Annotated in this window: 12 protein-coding genes; all 12 read right to left on the reverse strand. The window is 42.3% G+C overall.

Going from position 1 to position 18,110, the window contains the following annotated elements; all coding sequences use genetic code 11:
- Nucleotides 1-114: 114 nt before the first annotated feature.
- The gene (locus T530_RS0107085) at nucleotides 115-396 is read right to left on the reverse strand and encodes a DUF2442 domain-containing protein (RefSeq protein ID WP_038074026.1); all 282 of its coding nucleotides are present in this window, start codon (nucleotides 394-396) and stop codon (nucleotides 115-117) included.
- Nucleotides 397-405: 9 nt separating this feature from the next.
- A complete protein-coding gene (locus T530_RS0107090; protein WP_027728411.1) occupies nucleotides 406-666 on the reverse strand; it encodes a DUF4160 domain-containing protein in 261 nt (86 codons plus the stop codon).
- Between the two features lie 787 nt (nucleotides 667-1,453).
- Nucleotides 1,454-5,557: a hypothetical protein gene (locus T530_RS0107100; RefSeq protein ID WP_027728412.1), complete on the reverse strand. Its 4,104-nt coding sequence runs from the start codon at nucleotides 5,555-5,557 to the stop codon at nucleotides 1,454-1,456.
- A 24-nt stretch (nucleotides 5,558-5,581) separates the two neighbouring features.
- Complete coding sequence (locus T530_RS0107105; protein WP_027728413.1) at nucleotides 5,582-9,685, reverse strand: hypothetical protein; 4,104 nt, start codon at nucleotides 9,683-9,685, stop codon at nucleotides 5,582-5,584.
- Nucleotides 9,686-9,922: 237 nt separating this feature from the next.
- Nucleotides 9,923-11,428 (reverse strand): precorrin-6A reductase, encoded by a 1,506-nt coding sequence (gene cobK / locus T530_RS0107110; RefSeq protein ID WP_027728414.1) that lies wholly within the window; start codon nucleotides 11,426-11,428, stop codon nucleotides 9,923-9,925.
- On the reverse strand, nucleotides 11,425-12,171 hold the full coding sequence (gene cobJ, locus T530_RS0107115; protein WP_027728415.1) for a precorrin-3B C(17)-methyltransferase: 747 nt from the start codon (nucleotides 12,169-12,171) through the stop codon (nucleotides 11,425-11,427). The genes cobK and cobJ overlap by 4 nt, the downstream gene beginning before the upstream one ends.
- A gap of 1 nt (nucleotide 12,172) precedes the next feature.
- Nucleotides 12,173-13,231, reverse strand: a complete 1,059-nt coding sequence (locus tag T530_RS0107120) for a cobalt-precorrin 5A hydrolase (protein WP_027728416.1) — start codon at nucleotides 13,229-13,231, stop codon at nucleotides 12,173-12,175.
- On the reverse strand, nucleotides 13,228-14,040 hold the full coding sequence (cobM, locus tag T530_RS0107125; protein WP_027728417.1) for a precorrin-4 C(11)-methyltransferase: 813 nt from the start codon (nucleotides 14,038-14,040) through the stop codon (nucleotides 13,228-13,230). The genes T530_RS0107120 and cobM overlap by 4 nt, the downstream gene beginning before the upstream one ends.
- A 14-nt stretch (nucleotides 14,041-14,054) precedes the next feature.
- The gene (gene feoB / locus T530_RS0107130) at nucleotides 14,055-16,463 is read right to left on the reverse strand and encodes a ferrous iron transport protein B (protein WP_027728418.1); all 2,409 of its coding nucleotides are present in this window, start codon (nucleotides 16,461-16,463) and stop codon (nucleotides 14,055-14,057) included.
- Nucleotides 16,464-16,641: 178 nt separating this feature from the next.
- Nucleotides 16,642-17,031, reverse strand: a complete 390-nt coding sequence (locus T530_RS0107135) for a cupin domain-containing protein (protein ID WP_027728419.1) — start codon at nucleotides 17,029-17,031, stop codon at nucleotides 16,642-16,644.
- A gap of 31 nt (nucleotides 17,032-17,062) precedes the next feature.
- Nucleotides 17,063-17,170 (reverse strand): flavodoxin family protein, encoded by a 108-nt coding sequence (locus T530_RS15345; RefSeq protein ID WP_197018254.1) that lies wholly within the window; start codon nucleotides 17,168-17,170, stop codon nucleotides 17,063-17,065.
- A gap of 35 nt (nucleotides 17,171-17,205) precedes the next feature.
- Nucleotides 17,206-18,003, reverse strand: a complete 798-nt coding sequence (locus tag T530_RS0107145; protein ID WP_051537886.1) for a CPBP family intramembrane glutamic endopeptidase — start codon at nucleotides 18,001-18,003, stop codon at nucleotides 17,206-17,208.
- Between the last annotated feature and the right edge of the window lie 107 nt (nucleotides 18,004-18,110).

Consider the following 18,110-nt stretch of genomic DNA (forward strand, 5'->3'; position numbering starts at 1 on the left):
CAACACCACCAGGCAGCAGGGCGCCGTTAACGATACTTTTAGCCACAGATGGGGCACAGATTAGCACAGATGTTTTAGAAATAATTATGGGTGCACAGAGCGGGGGAATGCTGATTATGCAATGCGAGCTAGAGGGTCTTCGACATTCTCTCCCTTTTCATATATTACATAAGGATCAATATCCAGACAATTGTGTTTATCGTATTTTCCGTCTAATGTCCACGCTAAAGTTCCGTTCAAAACTGTGCAGTTATTTTTATAAAAGTCTATATTGCACAAACACTCAAAAACACCATCGCCAACAAGATGTGAAACGTCATATTGTTTTATCGCACCGTCTACAAAATAAACAATTACCTTATAATCGTCTTTTGGAATTACTTGAACAACTTCCATATGCACCTCCTACTTTAATGGCTCAATGCTTTGTGGCAGCTGCTTATTTTTTGCCTTTAACCAGTTTTCGTTCAATTCATCTTTGTGAAGCTCGCTCCATGCCAAAACCAATTTTAATTTATTTGATGGCAGGGCACCTTTTAAGACACAGCTATTTTCAATTTCAATTAAAGCCTCATTGCCGCTGTACTTAGCATGAAAATGCGGAGGCAGATGATCGTCAAAATACAAATAAATCTCTATTCCAGAAAACTCGCTTACAATTGGCATGTGTTTACCTCACTGCTATTCTAGCATATATTTTCTTTATTGCAAATTTAGCAACGGAACTTGAAAGACCGTTAGAGCAGGTGAGTGCTCACACCCAGTCTGCGAGTTTGCTTGCAAACTCGATAGCACACTTTAGTGTGCGGACAACTCCGGGTTCGCTAGACGCTCAGCCATCGCTTTGCGCTGGTCAAGCCCTGCGTTTCTCGCGCCGGCGAAACCTTACGTCGGCACTCAAAACCACCAGGCAGCAGGGCGCCGTTAACGATACTTTTAGCCACAGATGGGGCACAGATTAGCACAGATGTTTTACAAATACAAATATTAATTATAGTTGTAATACGTGTAAAGTTTAGGTATAACGCAATAATTAATAAGTAAAAATTATACACTTGATTGGCATAATTTCTTATGATATAGTAATTGTTGCACCCGTGACATGGGCGGTATTGTCCCCAAGTGAAACTTGACTGGTCGAAAGACTGGAATTTTATCTTAGGGGGAATGCTATGGATTTATATGAAATTCTGAAGCTGGCTGTAGCCGTCATTCAGCTTATCATTGAAATCACTCAGCTCCTCTTCCGCAGACGGAATGATAAAGAGTAAAAAATAGCGCCACCCTGTCTGACCCACAGAGTGGCGTGTCGTCTAACGAAAGTTAGACCAAATGCTTCTAGGGGCAAGACGCTTGTCGCGGGTGCCCTTTGTTTTTAAATATAGCACATTCAGTCAAAAAGTCAAGCAGGCAAGTGTTGTGGGCGGGGAAAAGAGGCTCTCATAATTATCAATTACCAAAAATAACGCATTGCACGAACATAATAATTCTGATCTTTTGATTGCTCTTTTTCAGTGGTACCTTTTCTGGTTATACATTTGGTTTTATCAGTAGCGTTACTTTTCTGCGTTGAACTCAGATAATAATCGTTGGTACCGGTGGCTAAGGCTGTACTTCCGATTTTGCTAATTGCTTCTGAAAAATACATGTTTTTACTAGAAGAAAGCATCCATTCTAGTTCTTCAGAAGCAGGAATGTACCAGTCTGATGAATAGGAACCAAGATTATCTGCAGTATAATTTAGTGCCCAATAGAATGCAGGGTAATTTGTCTGATTATAATCTGATAGGTCTTTGATTGCTTCTGTATTTGCCTTTCCATCTTTTGTGCTTGTGCTTCCACTACTATCTGTATAGCCGCTAGGAGTTGTGAGGTCTTTATATGCCCATTTCAACTTAGTTTGTTGTAAACCTACACCACAGTACGTGCTATTGTATTTATATACTATATAAGCTATGGCCGCAGCTTTTTGTGTAGAATTTAATACTAAATTTGAACTATAAGGAATTGTACTTCCGTCATTAAATACAATGTCTTTATAATGATACTCAAGTGATGTTCCAATAATCTCTTTTGTCTTACCATAACTACCATCAGCTATTATTACCCAGTTTTTATCTGAACCAGAAGGTTTCTTGACTGCGAATTTCGAGTAATTACTGCTTAATAAGGCATTAGAGCTATAAAGAACTTGTGTGCCGTTTGTGTATGTAGATGGCGTAATTGTTGCAACCGGACTTGAGGCAGAGAGCGTATCTTCTATAAGGATGTACGTATCTGAGACAAGATAAACATCATTCTTACTGCCTGTTCCAGCAGGAATATAGGCTTTTCCCTTCAGGTCTAATCTTCTGCTTGTATATATTGCACCGCCTTTTTTGTCTGTAGGGTTTTCTGTAGTATTGTCTGCAGTATTGTATGATATTTTTCCGCCTGAAATTTTGAAAGTACCAATATCACCTGCTTCTACGAAAATACCGCCGCCTTCTTCTTTTGCATAGTTGGAAGAAATTCCACCGCTAAAATTAGAATCAACATTACTTTCATCTGTATATCCGATGAAAAGTTTTGCTGACGCGCCTGAGACGTAAATACCACCACCATTTTTAAAAGCTCTGTTTATCAGATTTGTACTAGATGTTGGGAAAGCGTAGGTATTCAGGTTACCAATTTCGGCTGAACCGCTCATAAATAATGAGCCGCCATTTATGTAAATACCGCCGCCATTAACAGTAGCAAGGTTACCGTAAATGCTGCCGCCCTTGAATTCAAAAGTTCCGCTGAAGCATACACCGCCGCCATTTCCTTTTGTGCTGCCGGAGGATCCAGGACCCGCAGTGTTAGAAATAATATTACCACCTGTCATTGTCATTAAACTTGTAGAGTAAACACCGCCACCGTTACCATCGGTATCGTCAGTAGTATATATTGTGTTATACTCGATGTTACCACTGTTCATTATGAAGGTTCCCTTATTCATTACACCGGCACCTTGTGCGGCATGGTTTTTGGTAATTTGACCGCCGGTCATGGTTAGTTTTCCTGAGGCGCCGATATTTACACCGGAATTATAATTCTTCGTAATTACAACGCCACTAGAAATGGTAACATCTGTGGATTTACCGCTTTCAAGTGAAAGTCCTGTTGTAGTTTTGTTGCTTGCGCTTTTGTCTGAGCCGGTAATTTTTAAATTTTTAATAGTTACAGGAACTTCCGTACTTACGCTGAGAACATTTCCTGCTGATGACAGAGACAGTTCATCCTGCGGTTCTCCGCTTACAAGTCCATTTGCACCGCAGATTGTAAGAGATTTTGCGTTATAAGTTCCGCTTCCATTTTTCTTTAATGATGAAGAAATTGTGTTAGTCTGATTTTCAACCAGGCCGTCAACCAAAATCGTATAATCCAAATTTTTGTTAGTAAGGAGTGTTACTGCATTGGTTATATTCGGGAAAGGATTCTTTCTGCTTCCAAGTTCAGCAGTTGAATCTGTAACTGTAGAGCCTACAAAAATTGGAGCATCAAGAATAAGGTTCTTGTTATCGTCAGAAAGAAGCGCTGACCATCTGTCATTGCTGCAGACAAAATAATCTTTATATGCAGAAATATTTATATCAGATGATACAATAGTTGCTCCCATTGTAAACGGATTCATTGTAATTGCTGCAATTATGCCGTCTGTACATTCTGCAGGAGGGGTAAGACTTCCTGCAATGGTGATTTTCATTCCATCATCAAGGTAAACATCATTTTTGCCGGCAGCTTTATTGCCGGCTGAATCGCCGTATGGAATGTAAGCAGAGCCGCTGATGTTAAAGTTACCGTTATTTACAAAAACAGCACCACCTTTACCATTGGTAGAGTTATTGCTGATTGTTCCGCCATTTAGAATTAAAGTACTATTTAAAGAACTTTCGCTATAAATAAAAACACCGCCGCCACCTGCGATTGAGCCATCATTATCATCATTTGCGCTGTTCTTTGTTATTATGGAGCCTTTGTTCATTGTAAGGGAACCGCCTTCCTCAATATCGACACCACCTCCGAAACAATAAGCCCTGTTGGATTTGATATAACCCGAATTGAATGTTATTGTTCCTAAAGTTTTAATACCGCCGCCATCTCCAGCAGTCGTGTTACCACTTATAACAGCTCCGTTAATTTTTATTTCACTGCCTGAACCAAGATATACACCACCGCCGGCTGTTACGGCTTCGTTTTGAGTAATAAGAGTTCCTGATTCAAGTGTTATATCAGCACCCGATATATCAACCAATAATCCACCGCCAAAATCAGAAGCTTTACCACCTGTAATCATTAAGTTTCTTATAGTTACAGGAACTTTAGTTCCGATTTCAATTGTTGGACCAAGGTTATTTCCGTTCAGTGCATCCTGCGGTTCACCGTTTGCTTTTAGACCTCTTGAGCCGCAGATTGTAAGGGTTCTTGCGTTATATGTGCCAGTACCATCTTTTTTCAGAGTATCTGGAAGTGTCTGTGCACCTTCAAGAGTGCCCACAATATAAATCGTGTAATCCTTATCTTTATTTTTGAGTTTTGCTAAGGCCGCGTCAAAAGTTTTCTTTGGGTGAAGGAAAGAACCGCTTCCTGTGTCGTTCGCCACCGTTTTATCAACATAAATATCCGTCAATTCCCAGCTGTCTACCAGTGCCTTTGTAATATGACAGGTTGTTGTTGTGCCGGTTGTTACGAAATATGGTTCAGCACCGTTTTTTACCCATGTGTTTGTGGTGAGACCGTTGTAGATGTTTGCAACATCGGTGAAGGAATAGACAATGTCGCCGGCCGCTGAATAAAATTCATATCTTATACTGTTTGGGCCGGCATCAAGGCATGCGGTAAATGTGGAGCCTGAGACTGAACCTGTTGCAAAAGTATAAGTTGTTCCAGAAACATCTGCTTCTTTTTCAACAGGATTTCCATTTGTATCGTTGAAAAAAAACTTTGCAGAGTTGATTTCTGCACCACTGTCAACAGTAACATCAAGAGAAAGCATACCGTAACCGCTTGAAACAGCATGCAGCACTACATTCTCGCTCATAACAGGTTCAGCCGTGCTTATATCAAATCCTTCACTTTCACCTTTTAGTATTGTTATTTCGCCGGATTTTACTTCGATATAGATTTTATAACTCTTTGCCGTGGATGTTACCGGAATTGTAACACTGTAAGAGCGGGAGCTGGTTGTGGCATTATATTCTGAGCTTCCTTCATATTTTTCGCTGTCATCTTTTGTATTTGTCGCAAATACGGTCCAGGTTAGTCCGCTGGTATTTAAGCCGGGAAGTTCCGGAAATGCCGTGCGGGCAGAGGAGTTTTCTGAAGCAGAGCTCTGCAAAGCAGATGCGATGGAAGAGGGCAGTGCACCGGAAGAATTAACTGTTCCGCTTACGGTTGTATAAGTTACGATTCTGTCAGAATCGTTTGCGACGGCAGAAGAAGAGCCCGGGTCATTAATGAGTCCGTCTGAAATATTTGTACACGCAGAAAAGAGAAGTGCGCTTATTGTAAAAACTGATATAAAAAACTTTTTCATAAAACCTCAATTTCTTTCCAAATTTTAGTTAGAAGGACCTGTAGAGTTGTAAACAATTGTTTTACCTGTAAATGGTGATTTTTCATCAGAAGGAAGGGCATTCCACTGTGCTTCTGTACCCATATAATATACGGTTGTAAATTTGTCACATCCATGCAAGAAATTTGTTGGGAAAATATCAAAGGTAACAGGGAATACTATATATTCAAGTGAAGAACAGTTCCATACTACACCGGAACCACCATTCGGATTTAAACCACCCTTAATATACTTCAAGTTATGGCATTCCTTAAATATGCCACCTGAGACTGGAATGCCTGCAGGAAGTATAATTCCTTCAAGAGCATCGCAACCTTCAAAAAGACCTGTTGAAGAAGTATCAGTCTGAACTCTGGCTGGCAATCTGGAAAGTCCTTTAAGGCCACTTAAATCAAGTGTGATTCTTACAGAGTCAGCATTTTTTCCCGAAATTATCTCGCCAATGTTTATAAGTTCATCAGCTGTTACAGAACCTGAAATCTTTACAGTTCCACTAGAAGTCATAGACGTGATATAACTTGTTGCCTCAGAAATTGTCATACCTTCTGCTATTTCTACAACTAATGCCGCATTGTAAGTTTTGCCGCTGTAAGTGCTGGTTATGTTGATTGTGTAATTGCCGGTTGGAAGTGAATTGCTCAGGATGATGTAATTGTCGCCGGCGGTGTAGGTGTAGTGACTTCCTTTTGTAAGTTCTTCGCCGCAGTAGGTGACTGAAGTAACTTTGTACTTAATCTGGCCGTCGCCTGTGCCGGATTCAATTGCGGTTTCAACACCGTCTTTTTTGCCTTTGGCGATGAACGTAAACTTCTTCTTATCCGCAGTTTTTGCAACTGCTGTCTTATCTGCGCTGATTTTGATTTCGTCGTAAACTGGAGCTATGGTGATGCCACCGGTGCCGTTTACTGCCATGAAGGCTTCGCCGGAAGGTACGGCAGTATCGGGATCAGTTGTATCGTGGATTACAGGGTATTGTTTGCCATTATGATAAGCTTCAAAATAAGTTGATGGTGCAACGCCGGCATTGTAGCCGCCTGTTGTATAGCCGTAGCCCGAAGTAATTGTTACTGAAGCTGATGAAGTTGGTTCAGTTTCTGTATCTATCCAGATATTTGCCTTGTCAGTACCTTTTGTAAGAGTACCGGTAACAGTTATTTTTGCTCCATTTGGAAGATACAGGTTAGAAGGATCACCGCTTACGCTGTGTGTGTTATCACAGATTTTTACGTTTCCTTTTATATTAAGTGTTGGGCAACTATTATTATCCTTGTTTAAATAAATACCGCCACCAGATTTAGCCTTGTTTCCTGTAATAAGAACATCATTTCCTAGAGTGAGTGTTGTGTCTTTGCCAGAAAGATAGATACCGCCACCTTCGTCAGCAAGACCGCCGGTAATTTTAAGATTTTCAATTGTTACAGGAATTTTAGTACCAATATATAATCCGCGGGCTCTTTTAGTGCCATCGTCTGAAAGCCCATTGATAACATCCGTTGGATTTTCGTTCGAAGCAGACGCACCCCTGATTGTAATAGACTTAGCTTTAATTGTTGAACCGGCAGGCGGATCGATAATCTCCTGAGCATAACCATCATTATTAGTACCATTATTAGTACCATTATTAGTACCATTGTTATTAACAGTTGTTGCTCTAAGTTCGCCGTCAATTAAGATTGTATAATCCACATTTGTATCAGTTAAAGCTGTTGAAATTGCATCTTGAATTGTACGGAAAGGATCATTCTTAGTTCCGGTTGTAGTTGCAGCACTTGAACCAGATGTACTTACATAAATCGGAGAATCAAGTACAATCTTTGTCTTGCTGGAAAGATTTGTCAGCCAGTCGGTATTTATAATTTTGAAGTAATCCTTGTATGGAGTAAGGTCAGTTACGTTTGTGCCGTCGGCCTGGGCAATTACAAGTCCACGCTTACCGTTAACTCCAATTCCCATTTCAAAAGTTGAAGTAAGAGCGCCGCCAACTGTTATATAAGATGGAGTTTCACCACTTGCATATCTAAGCCAGATATCATTTTTACGGTAGCCTTTTACACCATCTATTCCATATGGAATTTTTGCAGAACCACTGATAACAACCTTTGAATTTGGTTCTATATCCAGGGCACCACCGCTGACAGGTGTGCCATCTGTGTCCGTTTCTCTATGGCAGATATTATTAGAAATTTCACCGCCGCTCATAAGGAAGACACCGTTTAAACCGACACGAAGGCCACCGCCAGTATTTAAAGCCTCATTATGATGAATCTTTGCAGAACCGCTCATTTCCATGTAGCTGTGGTCAACTGTTACACCACCGCCGCCAGGCCCCCAGCCATAATCTACACTGGTTGATTTGTTGTGATGGATTTCTCCGCCCTTAAAATAAAAACGAACATTACAGTTTTCACCTTGTTGAGCAGCTGTACTGCCGGAACCAATCAGAACGCCGCCTCCCCAGTAACCAGTCGCATTATAGCTGATTTCGCCGCCGTTCATTGTAAGGGTTGATTCAGAGGTTGTACCAATCAGGTAGATTCCGCCACCACGACCACCGGTTCTGTTATAAGAAACAGAAGCTCCTGCTTCTATTATGACTTTGCCTTTTGCACTGGCAATTCCGCCACCACCTGAATCTGTATCTGAATCACCATAACCTGCATTGTTGTGACAAACCTTAGAACCTTTCTTTAGGGTAAGGGTACCGCCGTTATTATAAATACCGCCACCGGCAGAAGAAGCTTTATTTCCGCAGTCAGAAGAGGTTGCAAGACTTTCTGTTGCATCACCAACAAGGGTACCGCTTTCAAGCGTTATGCTTGTTCCGCTTCCCATATAGATTCCGCCGCCATTTGCTCCGTTACCACCTGTAATTTTAATATTTTTAAAGGTGATTGGAACCGATGTTTCTATTGTAAAAACACTTCCTGATCCCTCTGCATCAAAGATATCCTGAGGGATGCTGGAAGAAAGGCCTCTGAGACCTTCAATTGTAATTGATTTTGCCTTACTGTTGAGCTCTGATGAGATTGTCTGTGTTCCAGTCTGTTTTCCGGTTACGAAGATTTTATAGTTGGCATCTGCATTGGCATTGACCATGATAATATCCATAGCGCGGTTGAGGCTGGCAAGAGGGGAGTAGGCGCTTCCTGTTCCTATGTCATATCCTTCTTCATCAAATTTTAAACTTCCGACACCTGTTTCACCAACATAAAAAACAGTACGGGCAAAAGATTTGCAAATATCCTGTGTCAGATTAAATTTGCCTGTCGAATCTATTAGAGAATCTGTGCTTCCGTTACTGCGCCAGCTGTTGGTTGTAAGGCCTGCAAAAACGTTAATTGCCTGAACGGTTGTATATTTTAGAATATCGTTTTCGTCATAAAAATTTAATACGACTGTATACGCCCCGGTGTTTATTGACGAAGCATTAAGTGTTGCTTTGAATCCATCGCCTACTAATGCAGTATTTACAGATGGAGCTGCATCAGACCAGCATGAATCAGAACATTCAGCAGTAACCTTAGTTCCATTTGGAACAGACATTTTCAGTTCGATAGAACCTGTACCTTCAGTTACAGGTACCGGGTTAAAGGTATGATTCAAAACCGGATTTTCCGTGGATAGGGTAGTTTCGTATTTGTCTGAAAAAATTATGGTATCAGAATCCTTTTTTTTGATTCCCGCTGTAATTATCCAGGTTTTTCCTGTTTCAAGTGTGATTGAAAAAGTTCCTTTTTTATATGAAGGATTAAAATCTCCGTCTCGTTTTTCAGTTGTTTTATTTTTGTTTACCGCTGTCGCAAAATATTTAACTTTATTAGGTTTATCATCATCATTATTATAGTTGAGTTCCGGGAGCGCTGAACGTGCATCAGTATTTGAATTTATTTTTTGAAGTTCTGAAGCTATTTCCTGAGGCAGAGCGCCATCTGACTGAACGTTACCGGTAAAAGTTACGTAGCGGCCTTCAGCAGCTTGAGCCGGTCTTGCATCTGGTCCGCCAATATCATCAAAAAGATTGTTGCAGGAAAAACTAAATAAAGCGATAAAAATAATTAATGAGGATTTAAAAATATTTTTTAATTTCAATTTTAGAACTCTCATACGATTTTCTTAAAATATTATTATTTTGTTATTAATTTTAATGCAATAATATAGAAATAACAATTGTAAAAAGGGCCAAATCCAGAAAAAAAACTGTAATTGACACTTTTGTTGAAGTAGTGTATGATGGGTATATAAGTTATCTAATTCTTTATAATATATATATTTAGGTAGACAGAATACACATTATGGAAAGGCGGCTTATAACCCCAATTCTTTGAATTAATACTCTATTATCCCGCAATAAAGGCCTGGAGCTGAAATTTTGGAGCATTCTTGCAGGGAAATTACCGAGAGTTTTTCATCTGAATAAGAAAGATTAAAGCCAAGGAAGATTTTCGCTTTTGAGATGTCTGCATCAGCAGATTTTGCCTGTAATAACTTTGAAATTTCTTCTGAAAGATCCTGCAGGTCTGAAAAAGTTGATGTAATAAAGAATATTTGTCTATTATTGTATACAATATCTGATAATTTATTAACCCAATCAGCCTTTTTAACTCCGTGAAGGCTTAAAAATTCGTAATTCTGCCAGTTTTTATGGAATTTTGCGCATAAATACTGGACGCAGGAAATACCGGGAATGATTTCAACTTGAGTGGCCGGTAGCTTTTCTGCTTCCTTGTAAAAGGCATCTGCGCCACTGTAAAAGCCTGTATCGCCGGAAAAGAGGACTACTGCACGGATTTCCTGGCTGCAAGTTGAGCTTCGGGCTTCCTGCAAAATAGGAATTATGTCTTTTGCAAGGTATAATGGGTGGATTTTGGTAGTCGTAGCCAGGTTTCTGACTGTTTCAAGGACGCGTTCGGCGCCAAAAATGTAATCGGCCTCTGCAATCGCCTTTTTAGCGGCAAGTGTCAGGGTGTCAGGATTTCCCATTCCAGCGCCGGCAAGAGTAAGCTGAAGTTTTGGCGTAAAATTGATTTTTACACTAAGAATTTCTTCCAGACGGGCAAAAAGAGCGCTGAAATTTGAATAAATTTCGGCCTGAGAAGAAGAGTTTTGAGGCTTTTTTATGACAAAAGCTGGAATTCCGCATTCCCCGGAGGCTTCAAGTTTTTCCTGATAACCGCCGGCAGTGCCGCTTTCCTTTGTTACAAGAACTGAAATGCCGTATTGTCGGATAAGAGCGGCATTGGTTTCCTTTGAAAAAGGCCCCTGCATGGCAAGAATCTGGTTGCCCTGCAGTCCGTTATTAATGCATAGTTCCAGGCTTTCTGTTGAAGGAAGTGTCCGAACGACAAGGCGGGAGCGAATATCCTGGTCGGCACAGAAATCTGAGAGATTTTTGGAGCCTGTGGTAAGAAGGATTTTTCCGCTGGTAGATTTTAGCGCAAGTGCACACTCCCCGGCATTCGTAAAGAGCCTGCATAAGGGGGAAGCTGCCTTAGTCGCAGCTTGCCGGTCGAACCGCAGGAGCGGGAGGCATTTTTTTACGTCTCCGGGGTGGACGGCTTCATTATATTGCTTGAGGGCTTGTGAAATATTGTCAGAGACCTCGAGGGCAAAGGGATGAGTCGCATCAATTACGGCAGAAAATCCGTTGGACAGAAGGTAGAGCATTTCGGCTGTGGTAAGGCGGCCCTGGTGGATATGGAGACAGTCCTGGTCGGAAAGAAGTTCGCTTCCGTATTGGGTTGCAACGCAGACTTCGCAGGAGATTTTATTTTTTGCAAGGCAGAGGGCAAGCTCGCGGCCTTCGCTTGTACCGCCAAAAATCAGGACTTTCATATTTTATACCCGCGTTTTGTTATGAGTTTTGTACCGGCGGGCGTTTTTAGGATTTGAGACTGGGAATTTCCGATAAAAACGGTGGTAAACATGTCTACCAGGGCATTCTGGAGTTCACAAAGCATACAGGTGCAGGTTCTGGTACCGCTGCGGCCGATATTCTGGACGTAACCGCAGGCTCGTTCCGGTGAGGCGCCGGCTTTCAGCATAATTTCGCAGGCTTTTTTGAGGTAATCTGCGCGTTTGTGGCTGGAAGGATTGTAGATAGCGATGGCAAAATCACCTGTGATTGCAGCTTGAAGGCGGCGTTCGATTATTTCCCAGGGAGTAAGAAGATCGCTGAGGCTGATGACGCAAAAATCGTGATTAAGCGGCGCTCCAAGCTCTGCTGCCCCGCTTGTGGCTGCCGTAACCCCGGGAATTATGCTGATTTCTACCCCCTGCCAGGCAGAATTTTCGTTTTGCAGGGATAAAATCGGCTCTGCCATGCCGTAAACGCCTGCGTCTCCGCTGCAAATCATGGAAACGGTCTTTCCCTGCAGGGCAAAATCAAAGCAGAGCTTACAGCGTTCTATTTCCTTTCCCATTGAGGTCTGGGCGAATTCTTTATTTGGGAAGCTTTCACGTACAAGGTCTATATAAACTCCGTAGCCGACAATTACATCTGAGGCTTCAAGAGCTGCGCGGGCTTCTATTGTCATGCCGTTGGTTTTGCCGGGGCCGATTCCTACTATATAAATCATGCTAATTCCTTGTTTCCCAGGTAATGATTTTTGGGATGCGCTCAGCAACTGCAAGTGTCATGCCGTCTGAGGCCGTTTTTTTTATTATAAGACGGCCCCCTTCTCCTGCGCAAGCCAGAGCGGCGCGTTCACAGACGTTTGAAATACCGGTAACTTCCTGCACGAAATCTGAACTTGAAAAACCGCTTTCCGGCTCCGGAATGAGTTTCAGCTGATCTGCTGTATAGGTTTTGAAATCTACGTGATAATATTGGGCAAGGTTTACCAGTCCGATTTCTGTTTTTTTCATGTCGATTGAAGAAATGGCAGAGATATTTTCAAGAAAATTTTCCTTCTGAGAGTCCAGTGTAGCTTGCAAAAATCCCTTTAATTCTTCAAAAGTCTTTCCTTTTTTGCAGCCCATTCCGATACAGTATTTTTTTGGAATGAGAACCAGGGTGTCGGGGTCAGCTTGCAGGATTTCCCCTGCCCTCTGGTCTGTAAGGACAATTTCTACATCACAGGTCACCTGCTCGTCTTCATAGGCAATTACAATTGATTCGGGGATTGTTTCTTCTCCCAGGTCAAAATTGCGGGGAATCTTTATCCAGATTTCCTTTTTTGAAATGAATTTCTTTGCGACGGTTTTGATTGCATCGCGATTTATGATTCTGAGGGCGTTTTTTTGAGCAAAAACGTCAATTGAATAGACGTTATGTACGTCTGTAGAGGTTGTAATAACTGGAGTAGCACCGATTTTGGCCGCAATCATTCTTGCAAGTTCGTTGGCGCCGCCGATGTGGCCGCTTAAAATTGGAATCAGGTTACGGCCGCCCTCATCCATTACCATTACAGGGCTGTCTAGAAACTTATCTTTTACCAGAGGGGCAATAATGCGAACAGCAATCCCGACTGAGCCGATGAAAAGAATTGGAAGGCGTTTTGCAAACTGAGTTTTTGCCCATTCAGAAGGCTTTTCTTCGTGAGCTTTTGTAATCCAGATTATGTCCGGCAGCTGGAATTTCAGAACTTTTTCCCATTCCTGGCCGTTTTCGGAAAAAGAACAGACTGAAATAATCATTTATTTGAGCCTCCTTCCCGGATTTTCCGGAATTCGGTTTCAAAATCTGGGGCATAGAGGCGGGATTTTTCGTAATTAAGAGTGCAGCTTCCCGAGTCATCAGTGCTCTTTACCGCCCCCTGAGCAAGAACCTTTCCCACAAGAATCAGCGCGGTTTTGGTAATTTTGTGTTCAGTGGCAGTTTTATGCAGTGTCGCCACCGTGCAGAAGTACTTTTCTTCATCCGGCCAAGTGGCTTTGTAAATTATTGCAGCAGGAGTTTCCGGCTCATATCCACCTTCAATCAGGCGGCGGGACAGTTCTTCTGTCATTCCGCTGCTCAAATAAATTGCCATAGTAGCACCATGAGCGGCAAAAGACTGAATGCTTTCTTTCTCAGGAACTTTGGTTTTTCCTTCCATACGGGTTATAATCAGCGATTGAGAAATGCCGGGAAGCGTATATTCAAGATTCAGGGAAGCAGCCGCTCCAAAACAGGCTGATACACCGGGTACACTTTCATAGGAAATGCCCAGACGGTCAAGTTCGTCCATCTGTTCGCGGACAGCACCGTAAAGGCTCTGGTCTCCTGTGTGCAGGCGGACGGTCATTTTACCGGCCTTCTCTGCCCTTTTTATAACTTCAATTACTTCTTCCAGCGTCATTTCTGCGCTGTTATGAATTTCGCAGCCGGTATGAGCGTAATCCAAAAGCATTGGGTTTACAAGGGAACCTGCATAGATGATGACGTCGGCTTTTTCTAAAAACCTCATTCCGCGAAGAGTAATTAAATCTTCGGCACCACAGCCGGCTCCAACAAAATAAACCATAGTTTCGCCTGTCCTTAGCCTGCGATTGCAAGGCCAATCAGGTAAACTGCAAGGGCGCAGAACCAGGCAAGGGCGCACTGCCATACGGCAACGCTGGCTGCCCACTTAGCGCCAAGCTCACGCTTTACAGATGCGATTGCCGCAACGCAAGGCGAATACAAGAGACTGAATACCAGAAGGCTTGCCGCACTCACAGAACCCATAATAGTCTGGACTCCGCCCGCAAACAAAATCTCCAGCGTAGAAACAACGCTTTCCTTTGCAATAAAACCGCTCACAAGGGCAACGGAAATCTGCCAGTCACCAAGACCAATCGGCTTCATAACCGGCGAAATCAAACGCGCAATTGAAGCAAGAATACTGAGCTCTGCATCATCAACAAGCTGCATCTTCCAGTTGAAGCTCTGCAGGAACCAGACAATAATCGTAGCAATAAAAATTACGGTAAATGCTCGCTGCAAAAAGTCCTTTGCCTTTTCCCACAAAAGCTGGGCTGTGTTACGGAGTCCCGGCATACGGTAATTTGGAAGCTCCATTACAAAAGGCACAGCCTCGCCCTTAAAAATCGTTCTTTTATAAACAAGGGCAATCAAAATGCCAACGCCAATTCCAAGAAAGTAAAGACCGGTCATAATAAGGCCTCCGTGAGCCGGGAAAAAGGCATTTACAAAGAAGGCATAAATCGGAAGCTTTGCCGTGCAGCTCATAAAAGGAGTCAGCAAAATCGTCATTTTTCGGTCGCGTTCACTCGGAAGGGTTCTTGTAGACATAACCGCAGGAACTGAACAGCCAAAGCCGATTAAAAGAGGCACAATGCTTCGGCCCGAAAGACCGATTTTTCGCAAAAGCTTATCCATAAAAAAGGCAACCCGCGCAATATAGCCCGAATCTTCCAGAATAGAAAGGAAGAAAAATAGCGTTACGATAATCGGAAGGAAGGAAAGAACGCTGCCCACGCCTGCAAAAATACCGTCAATAATAAGGCCGTGAAGCACTTCGTTTACACCGATTGCAGAAAGGCCGGAATCGCAGACCACCGTAAGCCAGTCGATTCCCGCTTCAAGGAGGCCCTGCAGCCATGCACCAATCACGTTGAAAGTCAGGTAGAAGACACCCGCCATAATCGCAAAAAAGCAAGGAATTGCAGTCCATCGTCCTGTCAAAACGCGGTCAATTTTTTCACTTCTGGCCCGCTCGCGGCTTTCATGAGGCTTTTTAACGCACAAATCGCAGAGGCGGTAAATAAAGCTGAATCGCATATCCGCAATTGAAGCACTTCGGTCAAGTCCGCGCTCCTTTTCCATCTGCATGATGATATGCTCAAGCATTTCTTTTTCGTTTACATCAAGGTCGAGTTTATGAAGAATACGCTTGTCATCTTCCAGAAGCTTAGTTGCCGCAAAACGAATAGGCACCCCAGCCTTTTCCGCGTGATCTTCAATCAAATGAATTGTTCCGTGAAGGGCTCTGTGAACAGCACCGCCATTATCTTCCTTACCACAGAAATCCTGACGCAGGGGACGCTCCTGAAATTTTGCAACGTGCACTGCATGAGAAATCAGCTCTTCAATTCCCTGCCCTTTTTTTGCAGAAATCGGAACGACAGGCACGCCAAGCGCATGCTCCATCTTGTTTACGTCAATTGAACCGCCGTTTGCTGTCAGCTCGTCCATCATGTTGAGGGCAATTACCAGCGGAATATTCAGCTCCAGAAGCTGCATTGTAAGGTAAAGGTTTCGCTCGATATTGGTAGCGTCCACAATATTGATGATGGCGTGAGGCTTTTCGTGCAAAACAAAATCGCGCGAAATCAGTTCCTCGCTCGTGTATGGCGACATGGAATAAATACCCGGAAGGTCAGTTATCAGCGTGTCCGCCTGCCCCTTAATCGGGCCTGATTTTCTGTCTACAGTAACGCCCGGAAAGTTTCCCACGTGCTGGTTTGAGCCAGTCAGTTTGTTAAAAAGCGTCGTCTTTCCGCAGTTCTGGTTTCCCACCAGCGCAAAAGAAAGCACAGTTCCGTCCGGCAGAGGATTTTCTTCTTTTTTATTGTGAAATTTTCCACCTTCACCAAGTCCCGGGTGAGAGGCATTTGGAAGGTCAGCAATTATATTGGGCGTTACCTGCCTGTCGGCAGGTCGGGCTATCCGCGGTTCCATTCCTTCGGAACGTCCGCTTTCAGCGTCCGCCGCTCCTATCCCTAACGCATTTACCTCAATTTTTTCTGCATCTGCCACACGCAGCGTAAGTTCATAACCGTGCAGCTGGAATTCCATTGGGTCCCCAAGAGGCGCATACTTTACAAGAGTAATCTCTGCCCCAGGAATAATTCCCATATCTAAAAAGTGCTGGCGTAACGCCCCGTTACCGCCCAATTTTTTTACACAAACAGTTTCCCCGATTTTTATCTGATGCAGATTCATATATGTAGAATAGCATAAAAATCCACAATAAAAAACAGGTAAGCTCCCCCTAATAAAGCTTACCTGCAAATCTATTAAATATTTATTGTGTTTATTAATATTTTTAGTTCAAATAACCACCGTAGCACCAGTCAACTGTATCAGCTTTTACAGGATGCAGTCCTTTAAGTAGTATCGGTTAGTGAACAATTGTTTTATCGCTTTTTATAATTTCCCTTTTATCTTTACCGTCGGCAACATAACGGAATACTACAAATTCAACAGTTTCATCAGTATCGTTTTCAAAAGTATGAACGCTGTTGTGTACCCTAATCACATCGTTTTTTTCAGCATATTCAGTCTTTATTGAGCCATTTATATCTTTATATTTGCAAAGAAGCTTGCCTTTTGTAATCAGAAGATTTTCATCAATTTTTGAATGAAAATGCCATTCCTGTACAGTGTGTGGCGAAATCTTATTTAAATGAATTTCTGCTTCATTAAAAATAAAATAATTTACTTCAGTTCCGTTATCTTTTTTTACATATATAGAATCGTCTTCATGAAGTATTTCAAAATCTATATTCATAAATATCTTTCTTTTTTTTAACCTCAATTTTTTAATTAATTCCACCGCGCAGAATGCGGAACTTTGTTTCCTTTTCCCAGACATCTGCAATATAATGAGTATTTCCTTCCATTGAGTAGTAAACGATTAACTTTTTCATGATTAGACTCCTTAAAAAACATTATTATCAAAGGATTAGTCTTGTGCAATGTCAGATCTGACACATTTGATTTTTGCCTTTACCAAACAGAGGACTGCAATCAGTACAATATAAATTACGGATAAAATTATATAGAAGCAAATATCCACTTTAAGGAAGCAGTAGAGAAAATTGAAGCAAAAGTGAACTGCGATTCCATAAATCAGATTGTCGTGCTTTATCATAAAGAAATTCATGATAAAGCAGAGGCCGGTCATTACAATCACGTTTGAAAGCACATAAGGAATCATCTGCCAGCCAAAAAAATCTGAATCCACAAACCACAAGACCGTGTGCCAGAAAGCCCAGATAAGCCCCTGGATTACTGAAGCCTTGAAAAATCCGTAGCGGACGTTAAGACGGGGGCGAACAAATCCCCGCCAGCCCGACTCTTCCCCAGTAGGGCCGCTTGTTATTGAAAACAAAATGGAAGCCCATAAGGGATATGAGCCAAGGCTCCAGTAAGAAGAAAATGCCCTCCCCTCAATCAGCGAAAGAATAAAAACTGAAATGAGGGTGGCAAAAAGTGTAAGCAGGCAAGCTGCGGCAAGGGAAAAGGAGGTAAAATCCCCGCCAAAAGCCTTCCTGTAAAATTCCCTGATGCTTTTGCCCGGTACAAAATATTTGAAACCTGCAAGCAGGACAATTGTGGGAGACCAGGCACAAACATTCGAAAGAATCCTCATAACGACAGGCGGACAGTGAAAAACCATGCTTGCACTTCCGCACAGGCCCAAAACCATAAACCAGAATACAAGATATGTCGCAATGACATAATTCCGCAAAGCTTTCATAATTTTATCCTCCATCTTACGAGTGACTAAAGCATACTTCAAAGAGGATTTATATTAAATGACTTTCCGACAAGATGCAGGTTTCCGCCGATGAAATGCATACAGCT

Source organism: Treponema sp. C6A8 (genome assembly GCF_000619925.1).
In the GTDB taxonomy this organism is placed as follows: Bacteria; Spirochaetota; Spirochaetia; order Treponematales; family Treponemataceae; genus Treponema_D.

Coding starts and splice junctions, on each gene's coding strand:
- cobJ (WP_027728415.1), bottom strand. CDS start 12,171: ATGATTTATATAGTAGGAATCGGCCCCGGCAAAACCAACGGCATGACA.
- T530_RS0107135 (WP_027728419.1), bottom strand. CDS start 17,031: ATGAATATAGATTTTGAAATACTTCATGAAGACGATTCTATATATGTA.
- T530_RS0107145 (WP_051537886.1), bottom strand. CDS start 18,003: ATGAAAGCTTTGCGGAATTATGTCATTGCGACATATCTTGTATTCTGG.
- feoB (WP_027728418.1), bottom strand. CDS start 16,463: ATGAATCTGCATCAGATAAAAATCGGGGAAACTGTTTGTGTAAAAAAA.
- T530_RS15345 (WP_197018254.1), bottom strand. CDS start 17,170: ATGAAAAAGTTAATCGTTTACTACTCAATGGAAGGAAATACTCATTAT.
- T530_RS0107090 (WP_027728411.1), bottom strand. CDS start 666: ATGCCAATTGTAAGCGAGTTTTCTGGAATAGAGATTTATTTGTATTTT.
- cobK (WP_027728414.1), bottom strand. CDS start 11,428: ATGAAAGTCCTGATTTTTGGCGGTACAAGCGAAGGCCGCGAGCTTGCC.
- T530_RS0107120 (WP_027728416.1), bottom strand. CDS start 13,231: ATGATTATTTCAGTCTGTTCTTTTTCCGAAAACGGCCAGGAATGGGAA.
- T530_RS0107100 (WP_027728412.1), bottom strand. CDS start 5,557: ATGAAAAAGTTTTTTATATCAGTTTTTACAATAAGCGCACTTCTCTTT.
- cobM (WP_027728417.1), bottom strand. CDS start 14,040: ATGGTTTATTTTGTTGGAGCCGGCTGTGGTGCCGAAGATTTAATTACT.
- T530_RS0107085 (WP_038074026.1), bottom strand. CDS start 396: ATGGAAGTTGTTCAAGTAATTCCAAAAGACGATTATAAGGTAATTGTT.